Source organism: Afipia sp. GAS231 (assembly GCF_900103365.1).
Taxonomy (GTDB): domain Bacteria; phylum Pseudomonadota; class Alphaproteobacteria; order Rhizobiales; family Xanthobacteraceae; genus Bradyrhizobium.
This window is the reverse complement of the sequence record NZ_LT629703.1, coordinates 7,456,888-7,469,421: the sequence shown is the minus strand read 5'-3', so window position 1 is coordinate 7,469,421 and position 12,534 is coordinate 7,456,888. Positions and strand designations below refer to the sequence as shown.

General features: G+C 63.9%; 9 protein-coding genes and 1 tRNA gene. 3 read left to right on the top strand and 7 right to left on the bottom strand.

Annotated features, from left to right (window positions below):
• Positions 1-38: 38 nt before the first annotated feature.
• On the bottom strand, positions 39-407 hold the full coding sequence (locus tag BLS26_RS35020) for a hypothetical protein (RefSeq protein ID WP_092517263.1): 369 nt from the start codon (positions 405-407) through the stop codon (positions 39-41).
• 175 nt (positions 408-582) lie between these two features.
• Positions 583-849, bottom strand: coding sequence for a hypothetical protein (locus BLS26_RS35015; RefSeq protein WP_092519007.1), 267 nt, complete (start codon positions 847-849; stop codon positions 583-585).
• A 250-nt stretch (positions 850-1,099) separates the two neighbouring features.
• Here BLS26_RS35015 and BLS26_RS35010 point away from each other — a divergent pair, with 250 nt between their 5' ends.
• Positions 1,100-1,279 carry a hypothetical protein gene (locus BLS26_RS35010; protein ID WP_092517261.1) on the top strand — a complete coding sequence of 60 codons (180 nt, stop codon included), beginning with the start codon at positions 1,100-1,102 and terminating at the stop codon, positions 1,277-1,279.
• A 51-nt stretch (positions 1,280-1,330) separates the two neighbouring features.
• A tRNA-Cys gene (locus tag BLS26_RS35005) sits at positions 1,331-1,404 on the top strand.
• A gap of 147 nt (positions 1,405-1,551) precedes the next feature.
• Here the strand turns inward: BLS26_RS35005 and BLS26_RS35000 are convergent.
• The 5 genes from BLS26_RS35000 to BLS26_RS34980 all read right to left on the bottom strand — a co-directional run bounded on the left by BLS26_RS35000 (position 1,552) and on the right by BLS26_RS34980 (position 11,529).
• Positions 1,552-2,328 (bottom strand): tRNA-uridine aminocarboxypropyltransferase, encoded by a 777-nt coding sequence (locus BLS26_RS35000; RefSeq protein ID WP_092517259.1) that lies wholly within the window; start codon positions 2,326-2,328, stop codon positions 1,552-1,554.
• Positions 2,329-2,362: 34 nt separating this feature from the next.
• Entirely contained in the window at positions 2,363-5,470 is a 3,108-nt protein-coding gene (locus BLS26_RS34995) for an efflux RND transporter permease subunit (protein WP_092517256.1), read from the bottom strand.
• A complete protein-coding gene (locus BLS26_RS34990) occupies positions 5,470-8,598 on the bottom strand; it encodes an efflux RND transporter permease subunit (protein ID WP_092517254.1) in 3,129 nt (1,042 codons plus the stop codon). Before BLS26_RS34990 ends, BLS26_RS34995 begins: the two co-directional genes overlap by 1 nt.
• Before the next feature lie 89 nt (positions 8,599-8,687).
• Positions 8,688-10,118: an efflux RND transporter periplasmic adaptor subunit gene (locus BLS26_RS34985; RefSeq protein WP_092517252.1), complete on the bottom strand. Its 1,431-nt coding sequence runs from the start codon at positions 10,116-10,118 to the stop codon at positions 8,688-8,690.
• Positions 10,108-11,529 (bottom strand): efflux transporter outer membrane subunit, encoded by a 1,422-nt coding sequence (locus BLS26_RS34980; RefSeq protein ID WP_244542055.1) that lies wholly within the window; start codon positions 11,527-11,529, stop codon positions 10,108-10,110. The genes BLS26_RS34985 and BLS26_RS34980 overlap by 11 nt, the downstream gene beginning before the upstream one ends.
• 502 nt (positions 11,530-12,031) lie before the next feature.
• Between BLS26_RS34980 and BLS26_RS34975 the strand changes: the two genes are divergently transcribed.
• The gene (locus BLS26_RS34975) at positions 12,032-12,436 is read left to right on the top strand and encodes a DUF2177 family protein (RefSeq protein WP_092517250.1); all 405 of its coding nucleotides are present in this window, start codon (positions 12,032-12,034) and stop codon (positions 12,434-12,436) included.
• The last annotated feature ends 98 nt before the right edge of the window (positions 12,437-12,534 follow it).

Sequence of the window (12,534 nt, the reverse complement as noted above, 5' to 3'; positions counted from 1 at the left end):
GCGGCTGTCGCCGCGCCGCTCTACTCACAATACGAAAGCTACTCAGCCAGGAACGACGTCGTCTTGGTCCCGGAGTCGTAACGCAGTCTCAGCACGTTGAACTTGCAGAGATTGACGTTCTTCCACAGCACTGACTCGTTGTAATTCGCCCAGTCGACCTTGATGTTCCAGACACAACCCTCGTCGTCCTCTTCGAATTCGACGTAGGCGGTATCCTGGTTGTTCAGGGTTTTCTCGAGCTCGTTATCCCACTCGTCGAGGCCGTCGTCTGGGCCGTTGAAGCCCAGAAACTTGATGGCATAGCCGGTCTCGTTGATGACCGAGACGTTGCGGCTGTCGGCGGCAAAGGCGCTTCCGGTGGCGAAAGAAAGTCCCAATACGATCAACGCAGAAAAAATAAGCTTCATCCCAACCTTCCAATGGCTCGTCCGGCTAGACCAGTCTAAGCGACATCCGAACATCGGGAAACGCTATCATTTTGTAACTGCGGGTGAGTGACCATTTTTGGGAGGGATGATTTCAGATCGCGAAGCAGATTGTTGACCTGCGTTCACACCGATCGACATTCGGGATGTACCGACCTTATTGCTCGAACACCGCCGCGCAGGCCGGGCTCAAGCTCGCTCGCTGCCGCCGCAGGCAGGCGGTGATTGCCTTGGCATTGGGGATCTCGCCGGCGCAGAGCCGATAGACGTCCGGGGTGCAGGCCTTGCGTTGCTCGGGCGTGCCTTGACCGGTCCCTTGCGCGGACGCCGATCCCGCCGCCAGCAGCGTCAGGAGGAAACCAAGCGTCGACGCCCGGTGGGCGCGGCCGAGCGGTGCCGCACTACGTGCAAACCTTGCTTTCATGACCGCGTCTCCATGATCCGCGTCCGCCTTGACAAGGCAGGCACCGTCACGGCCAATACGCGGATTAAATTTCAAAGAATGTGATTTTTCTCACAATTGCTCCCGCGCTGGCGGGGATACCGTCCACGCGGGGAAACTCTTTAGTAACCAAACCTGCCGCGATCGCGCGTTCATTAAAATGCGAGCGATCTGTTCAATCTGGAAACAAAACCCTTTTGGCATCGTGAGCTCTCGAACCCCGGAGAGCGCGATGAGTGAAGTTGAATTCGACCTATTGCTGGATGCCGTGCAGACGGCAATTGCGCCCGAACCGGAGGATCATTTCTTGGCCCAGTCCCTGCCCCGCTATCAGCCGCCGCGCGCCGCTAATGACAACCGGGCCCCGTGGCCGCTGGTTCCGTTTCCCGAAGGCTGGTACGCCGCCTGCTGAGACACCGGGATTGCTTAAATCCCGGGGAGATTGTAGCTAGTCCGCCGATGGGGCCACGTGGCGGAGTGGTTACGCAACGGTCTGCAAAACCGTGTACACCGGTTCAATTCCGGTCGTGGCCTCCATCCATTAAATCAATAGCTTAGCCTGATTGTGTGAGAGATCGCGGGAACTATCGCCGCGGTGATACCGCACCCGTCGTCGTCCGATTCTCTCGAACAAGTCGGCCTTGGCTGGCGTTCGGCGGCCCGAACTGCAGATATCGGCCAGCCCTATTTGGCGCGCGGTTTTGCAGTCTTTTTCGCGCCTTTCCTGACGCCTTTCCTGCCCTTGTAGCCGCGATAGTCCTTCTTTTTCGGCTTGGGCGCGAGTTCGGGCATTTCGGCCTGCACTTCCCGATAGCGCGCCAGCATCCGCTCAAAACTCGCGTTGAGCGTCTCGGCGATATCGGGCCGCTTCTCGAGCCCCGCCAGCAGCAGGCCAGCGGCCTCGATGGTGGAAAGGCCGTCTTGGCGCGGCTCCTTGCGCAGCACGCCGTAGCGCGACGCCCGCTTCGGGCCGAGGATGACCCGCTGACACTTCAACATCCAGGCATTGCGCCACCACAGCGCCTTGGCCTGGCTCCAGGTGCCGTCGAGCAGCACGATGCCCTCGATATCCCCGAGGATGGCGCGCTGGTGCTCCTCCAGTTCGCCCTTGCGGTTGATCGCGACGATCTCCTTGTCGGTATCGAGGTCGGCGACCTTGGCCGAGCCGAGATAGAGGATCGCCCAGCGCGAGGGATCGTGGACGGTGCGCCCCAGCGCTTTCGACAGGCTCGGCCAGGACAGGCCGATCTTGACCACCGCATCCGGAAAATGCAGCGCGGCCAGCCGTGCGGTGCCGAGCGCCCTGTCCTGCTCTTGCGGATGCTGCAGGATCAGGAGCTGGATCCGGTTCTCGATCGGCTCGATGCTCTCACAGATGCACAACGGCTCCGGCTTGCCGCAATGCTGGCAGTCGGGAATTTCGTCGGGAATCGGGCTGATCGCGTCTGACTTGTCTGACATCCGCCCGCTATACGCTTCGTGGCCAGTAATTCAACTATTCGGCAGGCGCATGTACCGGGCGCGGCCGGGCCCGCCGCTGCCGCAGGCGGTCGATCAGCAGGTAGATCACCGGCGTGGTGTAGAGCGTCAGGATCTGCGAGACGAACAATCCGCCGATGATGGTGATGCCGAGCGGCCGGCGCAGTTCGGTGCCGGGACCGGTGGCGATGACCAGCGGAATGCCGGCAAACGCCGCCGCCATCGTCGTCATCAGGATCGGCCTGAAGCGGACGCTGCAGGCCTCGAAAATCGCCTCCGCCGACGACAGGCCGCGATGGCGCTCGGCATCGAGCGCGAAGTCGACCATCATGATGCCGTTCTTCTTGACGATGCCGATCAGAAGAATGATGCCGATGAAGGCGATCACCGTCAGCGGCGTGTTGGTCACCTGCAACGCCAGCAGCGCGCCGAGGCCCGCGGACGGCAGCGTCGAAATGATGGTGATCGGATGCGCGAGGCTCTCGTAGAGCACGCCGAGCACGATATACATCGCCACCAGCGCGCCGAGGATCAGCAGCGGCTGCCGCCCGCTGGTCTTGTTGAAATCGCCGGCATTGCCGTCAAAACTGCCGCGGATACCCTCGGGCATGTGCAATTCGTCGACCGCGCGCTGGATGTTCGAGGTGGCGACTTGCAGCGGCACGTCGGGCAGAAGATTGAACGACACCGTCGTCGAGGGAAACGACTGCGAGTGAAATACCGCGAGCGCCGACAGGCCGCGCTGGTAGTGCACCAAAGCCGACAGCGGCACCTGCACGTCGTTGGCGCCGGCGACGTAGATCCGCTCGAGGTTGGAGGGATCAGCCTGGAATTTCGGGTCGATCTCCAGCACCACCATGTACTGGTTGCGCTGGGTATAAACGATCGATATCTGCCGCTGCGAGAAGGCGTTGTTCAGCGCGTTGTCGATGTCCTGGACGCGAACGCCGAGGCTCGACGCGGTCTTGCGGTCGATCACCAGGTTGAGCTGCAGCCCGCCGGGATCGCGGTCGCTGGAGACATCGGTGATGCCCTCGACCGTCTCCATCCGCTTGGCAACGATTGGCGCCCATTTCTGCAACAGGTCGAGGTCGGTGCTCGACAACGTGTATTGATAATCGGAATCGCTCTGCCGTCCGCCGGCGCGGATATCCTGGGCCGCAAACATGAACAGGCGAATGCCGGCAACCCGATAGAGATTCCGGCGCAGCCGGTCGATCACCTGCGCCGTCGACAGCCCATCCCGCTCCGCGGGCTCCTTCAGGCTGATGAACATGACACCGCGGTTGGAGCCGCCGCCGCCCGGACCACCGCCGCCGCCCAGCGAGGAGCCGACGCCGGCTACGGCCGGATCCGCCATGACGATGTCGGCCAGTTGCTGTTGCAGCCCGAGCATCGACTGGAACGAGATATCGGCGGAGGCGCGCGTCGCCCCGATCACGAAACCGGAATCGTCGGTCGGGAAGTAACCCTTCGGGGTCTTGATGTAGAGCACCACCGTCAGCGCGATGGTGGCAAAGAACACGATCAGGGTCAGGAACGGAAAACCCAGTACCACGCGGAGCGTCCGTTCGTAGAACGAGACGATCCGCGACAGCGTGCCCTCGACGATGCGGTCGAACAGGGTCGCGCGGTCCGGGGTCGTTTGCTTGATGTAATGCGCGCAGATCATCGGCGTGATCGTCAGCGACACCACGGTCGACACCACGATGGCGAACGTCAGCGTCAGCGAGAATTCACGCAACAGCCGGCCGACGATCCCGTCCATGAAGATCAGCGGCGTGAAGGCCGCGATCAGCGACAGGCTGATCGACAGCACGGTAAACCCGATCTGCTTGGCGCCTTCGAGCGCCGCAGCCAACGGCGCCATGCCGTGTTCGAGGTTGCGATACATGTTCTCGATCATGACGATGGCGTCGTCGACCACGAAGCCGATCGAGATCGCCAGCGCCATTAGCGACAGATTGTCGATCGAGAAACCGGCCAGCCACATACCGGCGCAGGTGCCGGCCAGCGCCAACGGCACCGAAACGCCGGCTGCGATCGTCGGCACCACCCGGCGCAGGAACACGAAGACCACCAGCATGACCAGAAATGCGGTCGCCAGCAGCGTCCACTGCATGTCCCGCACGCTGGCGCGGATGGTCCCGGTGCGATCGACCAGCGTTGAAATCTCGACGCCGCCGGGCAGCCATTCCTTCAGCTCGGGGATCAGCGCCCTCACCCGGTCGACGGTTTCGATGACGTTGGCGTCGCCCTGCTTGGTGATCTGGATCAGCACAGCCGGCTGCTTGTTGAACCAGGCGATCGAGCGGCTGTTACGGACGGAATCTTCCACTTCCGCCACATCCGACAGCCGTACGAAGTTGCCGCCCGAGCTCTTGACGATGATGTCGCGGAATCCGGCCGCGGTGCGCATCTGCTTGTTGATCGACAGCGTCTCGCTTTGGCGGCTGCCGTTGAAGATGCCGACCGGACCGAGTGGATTGGCGTTGATGATGGCGAGGCGAACGTCGTCGGTCGCGATCCCCGCATTCGCCAGCGCCACCGGGTTGAGCGAGATGCGCACCGCAGGCTGGTCGGCGCCGCTGACGGTGACTTCGCCGACGCCTGGCACCTGCGATATCCGTTGCGCGATCACGGTATCGGCCGCGTCGTACATCGCGCTGGTCGTCAGCGTCTTCGAGGTCAGCGCCAGCACGAACACCGGGGCTGCCGCCGGGTTGGCCTTGCGGAATTTCGGCAGCGACGGCAGGTCGCTCGGCAGATCCGCCAGCGAGGCGTTGATCGCGGCCTGCACGTCGCGCGCGGCGCGGTCGATGTTGCGCCCGATAGAGAATTGCACCTGGATGCTGGTGTTGCCGAGCGAGCTGGTCGACGTAATCTGGTCGATGCCGGCGATCGTGCCGAGCTTGCGCTCCAGCGGCGCCGCGACGGTTGAGGCCATGATCGAGGGATCGGCGCCGGGCCGCGTGGCCGACACCCGGATCATGGGAAAATCGACGTTGGGCACGGCCGAAACCGGCAGAAAATTATAGGCAACGACGCCGACCAGAAAGAGCCCGATCGCCAGCAGCGTGGTGCCAACCGGCCGGCGGATGAAGGGCTCCGAGATCGACGCCATTACTGCATCCCCTCGGTCGCGCCCGCGACCGGCGGGCCGGTCGGTCCCGGCTCAGGCACCGCCTTCTCGATCTTCCGATTGAGCCGGTCGAGCGCCAAATAGATCACCGGCGTCGTGTACAGCGTCAGCAACTGGCTCAGCAGCAGGCCGCCGATGATGGAGATGCCGAGCGGGAACCTTAGTTCGGCGCCGGTGCCGCTTTCGACCGCCAGCGGCAACGCGCCGAACAGCGCGGCCAGCGTCGTCATCATGATCGGACGAAACCGCAGCAGGCAGGCCTGCACGATCGCCTCGTCGGCCCTCATGCCCTTGTGCCGCTCCGCTTCCAGCGCGAAGTCGATCATCATGATCGCGTTCTTCTTGACGATACCCATCAGCAATATGATGCCGATCAGGCCGATCACGGAAAGATCCTGCCCGAACAGCATCAGCGCCAGGATGGCGCCGACGCCCGCCGACGGCAGCGTCGAGAGAATGGTGATCGGGTGGATGTAGCTCTCATAGAGCACGCCGAGCACGATGTAGATGGTGACGATCGCGGCCAGGATCAGCCATGGCTGTCCGGCCAGCGATTTGGAGAATTCGGCGGCATCGCCGCCGAACACGCCGGCAATGCTGCCGGGCATGCCGATCCGGGTTTCGATGGTCTTGACCGCCTCGACCGCGTCGCCCAGGGCCTCGCCGGGCGCCAGGTTGAAGCTGAGCGACACCGCCGGAAACTGCGCCTGATGCGAAATCGCCAGCGGCGCGGTGGTGCGCGTCAGTTTCGCCACCGCCGACAGCGGCACCTGCGCGCCCGCCACTCCCGGCAGATAGAGTTTTGACAGGATCGACGGATCGCGTTGGTACATCGGCAGCGCCTCCAGCACCACGCGGTACTGGTTGGCCTGGCCGTAGATGGTTGAAATCTGCCGCTGCGCGAAGGCGTCGTTGAGCGTGTCGGTGACACCCTGAAGGCTGACACCGAGCTGGCCGGCGCGCTGGCGGTCGATGTCGAGGGCTGCGCGCAGGCCGCCCTCCTGCGCCTCCGAAGACACGTCGCGGAACATCGGGTCGCGGCGCATTTCGGCGACCAGCTTGCTGGCCCACAAGGTCACCTCGGCGGCATCGGTCGCGGTCAGCGTGTACTGGTATTGCGAGCGGCTCGACTGGGTCGAGATCTGCACGTCCTGCACCGGCTGGAAATAGATGGTCATGCCGGGGATCTGCGCCGTACGCGCCTTCAACCGCTCGATCACGGCAGAGACGTCGCCGCGCCGCTGGTCACGCGGCTTCAGCGTCATCACCAGCCGTCCCACATTGGTGGTCGGATTGACCGAGCCCGCGCCGATCACCGAGACAACGCCGATGACGTCCGGATCGGCCTGGATCGCGGTTGCCGCCTCCGTCTGCAGGCTCTGCATCTCGGCAAAGGAAACGTCGGCGCCGGCTTCGGTTACGGCCGTAATCGAACTGGTGTCCTGCAGCGGCAAGAAGCCCTTCGGCGCCATCACATACATGATTAGGGTCAAGGCAATGGTGGCGAACGTCACCACCAAGGTCATGGTGCGGTGCTGCAGCACCATGAGCAGCGTGCGATGGTAGAATTCGACCATGCGGTCGATGAAGCGGCTGACCGCCGCCAGCCCGGGAACTGTCATCTCCTCGCCGGCATGCTTCAAGAGCCGCGAGCACATCATCGGCGTCAGCGTGAGCGATACGACCGCCGACGTCACCACCGCGATCGTCAGCGTCAGCGCGAATTCGCGGAACATGCGCCCGACGAGGCCAGACATGAACAATAGCGGAATGAACACCGCGATCAGCGACACCGTCAGCGAGATCACGGTAAAGCCGATTTCGCTGGCGCCCTTCAGCGAGGCTTCCATCACGGACTCGCCGTCCTCCATATGGCGGACGATGTTCTCGATCATCACGATGGCGTCGTCGACCACAAAACCGGTGCCGATCGTCAGCGCCATCAGCGACAGGTTGTCGAGGCTGAAGCCCGAGAAATACATGATGCCGAAGCTCGTGATCAGCGATAGCGGCAGCGCCACGCCCGCGATCAAGGTCGCGCGCAGCGACCGCAGGAACAACAGCACCACCAGCGTCACCAGCACCACGCTCAGGATCAGCGTGAACTGCACGTCGTGAACGGAGGCGCGAATGGTGACCGTGCGGTCCGAGACCACGGTCAGTTTGACGCCGGCCGGGATTGCCCGCTGCACCTTGGGAATTTCGGCGCGGATTTGCTGGACGACGTCGATCACATTGGCGCCGGGTTGCCGCTGGATATCGATGATGACGGCCGGTGTGCCCTGATACCAGCCGCCGGTACGGTCGTTCTCCAGCCCGTCGATGATGATGGCGACGTCGCCGATGGTGACGGGCGCGCCGTTGCGATAGGCGATGATGATGGGCTTGTAGGCTTCGGCCGCCGCGATCTGGTCGTTGGCCGCGATGGTGTAGGACTGCTGCGCGCCGTCGAGCGATCCCTTCGGCCCGGAGACGTTGGCCCCCGCAATGGCGTTGCGCAGGTCTTCCATCGCAATCCCGTAGGAGGCGAGCCGCGCCAGATCGGCCTGCACCCGCACCGCGGGCTTCAACCCGCCGAGGATGGCGACGCGGCCGACGCCGGAAATCTGGCTGAGCCGCTGGCCCAGAATCGTATCGGCGATATCGCTCATCGCGCGCAGCGAAATCGTATCCGAGGTCAGCGCCAGCGTCAGCACCGGCGCGTCGGCCGGGTTTACCTTGGCGTAGGTCGGCGGATACGGCAGCGTCTTCGGCAGGATGCCGGCGGCGGCGTTGATCGCGGCCTGCACGTCCTGGGTCGCGCCATCGATGTCGCGGTTGAGATCGAACTGCAGTGAAATCTGGCTGACGCCGAACGAACTGGTCGACTGCATCGAGGACAGCGACGGAATTTGCCCGAGCTGGCGCTCCAAGGGTGCGGTGATCAGCGAGGCGATCACGTCGGGGCTGGCGCCCGGCAGTTGCGTCGTGACTTGAACCGTCGGGAAATCGACCTGCGGCAGCGCCGACACCGGCAGCGCCCAATAGCCGAGCGCGCCGCCGATCAACAGCGCGATCCCCAACAGCGAGGTCGCGATCGGACGGCGGATGAATGGTTCGGAGACGCTCATGGTGGCGTGCTGCTCATGGTTGCGTACTCAGGACGCGATTGCGTACTCAAGGCGCGCGAAGTCGGATATTCAGGCAACAGAGGTCTCGGTCATGGCTGCAACTTCGCGGCGCCGCCTGACGGTTCGTTCCCCGAAGCTGATCCCTTCTGATTGCCCTCGCCGCGTTTGCCCTGCCCGTCCTTCTTCTGTCCGTCCCCGGCGGCACCGTCCTTGGTTTGACCGTCCTTGGCCTGGCCATCCTTTTGACCGCCCTTGGCGTCGGGCGTGCGGCTGCGCTTGGCTTTGGGCGCGAGGTCGGCGGTCGGCGCCTGCTCGTCCTTGCCGATCAGCACTTTGGCGCCGTCGGACAGGTTGGCGAAGCCGGTCGTCACCACGCGGTCGGAAGTCGTAAGTCCGCTGGCGATCACGGCATCGGTCTCGTTCTGCTGCGTCACCACCACCGGCTTGGCGGTGGCGACATTGTCGGGGCTGATCACATAGCTGAACGTGCCGGCGGGTCCGCGCTGCACCGCGGAGGTCGGCACCACGATGGCTTTCTCGATCGTTTCGACCTTCAGCCGCACGTTGACGAACTGACCCGGCCATAGCTGGAATTTGTCGTTCGGGAATTCCGCCTTCAGCTTCAGCGTGCCTGTCGTGGGATCGACCTGGTTGTCGATGCCCGTCAGCTTGCCGGTATCGACGACCGTCACGCCGTCATTGCCGAACACGTCGACCGCCAGCACGCCCTTGGCCGAGGCGGCGTTGACCCGCACGATCTGCTGCTGCGGCAGGCTGAACTGCACCGCGATCGGCTGCAATTGCGTGATGATCACAAGCCCGGTCACATCGGCGGCGTGGATGATGTTGCCCTGGTCGACCTGGCGCAGGCCGGCGCGCCCGGCCAGCGGCGCAATGATCTTGGTATAGCCCAGCGTCGCCTGCGTGTTATCGATCGCCGCCTGGTCGGCGTTGACGAGCGCTTCCTGCTGGGCGACCACGGCGCGCTGGGTATCGGCCTGTTGCTTCGAGCCGGCGTTGGACGCGGCAAGCTGCTGGTAGCGGGCGAGATCGATACGCTGGTTGGCGAGCAGCGCTTCATCCTGCGCCTTCTTGGCGACGGCCTGATCGTACTGCGCCTTGTAGATGACGGGATCGATTTCGCCGAGCACGTCGCCCTTTTTGACGTCCTGGCCTTCGGTGAAATTCACCGCGATCAGTTTGCCGTCGACCTGCGCGCGCACGATGACATTGTTCAGCGCGCGGACCGAGCCGACGCCGTCGAGGTAAACCGGAACGTCCTGGATGCGCGGCATCGCCGCCAACACCGGGACCGGCAGGTCGAGGCGTGCACCGGGCCCGCCGCGATTAGCGCCGCCCGCCTTCGGCTGAAATGCGTACCAGCCGATGTAAGCGAGACCACCGAGGATCACCAGCAAAACGGTCAGCGACACCATGCGCCTGAGCAGCCGCGAGACCAGGCTGGGCTTGCGCCCGTCCACAGTGTTCGCCTTGTTCTTTTCATCCGGCTTAAAGAGCATCGACCGGCCTCTCCATCCTCGGCTCCCAGCCGCCGCCGAGCGCCTGATACAGGCTGACGATCGCGAGCAGCCGGGCCAATTGGGCCTGCCATAGCGCATCCTCCGCCTGGAATAACGTCAATTGGGTGTTTAGCACAGTAACGATGTCGGCGGTTCCAGCCCGCAACTGCTGTTCGGACAGTTGAAACGCCCGCCGCGACGACGCCACCACTTCGCGCTGCAGCCGCAGCTTCTCGGTGGTCTGGCGGATCGCGTACAACGCGGTGTCAGTGTCGGCAAACGCCTGCACCACAGCCTTGCGATAGGTCTGCAACAACTCGTCCTGCTTGGCTTTGGTGTATTCGAAATTGCCGAGGATCTTGCCGCCGTCGAAGATCGGCTGGGTCAGGCCGCCGACCAGGCTGAAGAACGCGGCATGCGGCTGGAACAGCGACACCAGCGCCGAGCTCTGATAGCCGCCCTGCCCGGTCAACTGAATGCTCGGAAAGAACTGCGCGCGAGCGTTGCCGACATTGGCCGTCGCGGAAGCCAACTGTGCCTCCTGGCGCCTGATATCGGGACGTTGCGTCAGCAATTCCGACGGCAGACCCGGCGTCACCCGCGGCGAGGCGATCCGATTGAGCGACCCGCCGATGACGCGCACGGCTTCCGGCGGCCGCGACACCAGTATCGCCAGCGCATTGACGTTCTGATCGAGCGTTTGCTTCAGTGGCGGCACCGACGCGCGCTGGTTGGCGAGGACGCTCTCCTGCTGGGCAACATCGAGATCCGTGCCCGTACCGGCTTTAAACCGCTGCTTGATCGCCTCGAGGATGCGCGTGGCGCTCGCGATGTTTTGTTGCGCGGTGCGAATCCGGTCCTGCGAGGTCAGCACCTGGAAATAGGCGTTGGCAACGGTGGTCAGCGTGGTCAGCGCGACGACATCGCGGTCGAAACGGTTGGCGACGGCGGTCTCTTCCGCGGCCTGGGCGGCGTCGCGATTCTTGCCCCAGAAATCGAGCTCGTAGCTGGCGCTGAGCGAGGCCGAATAGTTGACGACCTCGCGGCCGCCATTGGTCAGGCCGCTGGCGCTCGAGCCTGAGGTGCGCGAATAGGTCTCCTGGCCGTTGCCGTTCAGGCTCGGCAACAGCGGCGCGCCGGCGATCCGCGCCTGTGCATCGGCCTGCACGAACCGCGCCGTGGCGGCGGCGATGTCGAGATTGACGGTCTGCGCCTCCTCCATCAACTGGGTCAGTTCAGCCGAACGAAAGCCGCGCCACCAGTCGAGCGTCGGCGGCGCATCCGTGGCCGTCGCCAGCCGCGCCGCCTTATAGCCATTGGGCACTTCCAGCGCCGGATCGGGCAGATCGCTGGTCAGGACGCAGCCGGCGGAACTGGCAACGAGGCACACCACCGCAAGCGAACGCGCCAGCCTTACAGGACCCGACCTTGCCGGACCAGACAGGCGGGCAATCCGGTCAGCGGCGAAAGCCCGGAAGACGGTCACGTCCGCACCCCGACGCGTGCCGAATCCCGTCGCGATGCGCGAGCAACGCCGGGATGTGGGAACTGCGAGCTATTCACGGGTGATGCTTCCGTTGGAACCGAACCGTCACTGTACCCGGTGGAACAGGCAGCGGACAGTCCCGCGCCGGTTTCCGCTCGCCGCGCACTGGGGTCGATTATGACTGTCCGGAATCCAACTTCCCCTTGTCCTGCAGGCGCTAATCCGATTAAGGCGGTCTTCGGACGAGGCTGATTCTTACAAAGATTTCATGGGGATTTCTCCGCCCTGATGCGCCGAATCCACAGACCGCCGTGGGTCGCACGAATCGCAGCAATCCGTGAACCAAGCGAGCCGTTGCGACGTATCTTCCAGGAAGATCGTCAGCGGCGCCGTTCGCTGAGACGATTGATCCAGCAGCGAGCGCGCCATGATGGTCTATCTCTATGCCTATTTGTCGACGCTCGCCGTGTTCCTGCCCTGCGACATGGTCTGGCTGGGGACGATGGCGAGCCGCCTGTACCGTCCGACGCTCGGCAACATCCTGCTCAGCGACGCCAATCTGCCTGCCGCCGCGGCGTTCTACGGCATCTATCCGGTTGGCCTGGTGTTCTTCGCGGTCGTTCCGGCGCTGAAATCCGGCAGCCTCGGTCAGGCGACGCTGAGCGGCGCGCTGTTCGGCTTCTTCACCTACATGACCTACGATCTCACCAATCAGGCAACGCTGAAGAACTGGACGACGCAGCTCACCTTGGTCGATATCGGGTGGGGAACACTGCTCGGCGCGCTCTCCGCAACCGCCGCTTTCTGGGTGACCTCAAAACTCAGCGCCTGACGGCCGGCTCCCGCAGCCCCGCCACATCCGGATCAGTGGCAACACCGGAAGGGCGTTCGGAACCCGCGATTTCACCTGTGAGGCGACAGCCCGGCGTT

What these genes read in the sequence shown, in the direction of transcription:
- BLS26_RS35020 (WP_092517263.1), bottom strand. Translation starts at nt 407, where the DNA reads ATGAAGCTTATTTTTTCTGCGTTGATCGTATTGGGACTTTCTTTCGCC.
- BLS26_RS35015 (WP_092519007.1), bottom strand. Translation starts at nt 849, where the DNA reads ATGAAAGCAAGGTTTGCACGTAGTGCGGCACCGCTCGGCCGCGCCCAC.
- BLS26_RS35010 (WP_092517261.1), top strand. Translation starts at nt 1,100, where the DNA reads ATGAGTGAAGTTGAATTCGACCTATTGCTGGATGCCGTGCAGACGGCA.
- BLS26_RS35000 (WP_092517259.1), bottom strand. Translation starts at nt 2,328, where the DNA reads ATGTCAGACAAGTCAGACGCGATCAGCCCGATTCCCGACGAAATTCCC.
- BLS26_RS34995 (WP_092517256.1), bottom strand. Translation starts at nt 5,470, where the DNA reads ATGGCGTCGATCTCGGAGCCCTTCATCCGCCGGCCGGTTGGCACCACG.
- BLS26_RS34990 (WP_092517254.1), bottom strand. Translation starts at nt 8,598, where the DNA reads ATGAGCGTCTCCGAACCATTCATCCGCCGTCCGATCGCGACCTCGCTG.
- BLS26_RS34985 (WP_092517252.1), bottom strand. Translation starts at nt 10,118, where the DNA reads ATGCTCTTTAAGCCGGATGAAAAGAACAAGGCGAACACTGTGGACGGG.
- BLS26_RS34975 (WP_092517250.1), top strand. Translation starts at nt 12,032, where the DNA reads ATGATGGTCTATCTCTATGCCTATTTGTCGACGCTCGCCGTGTTCCTG.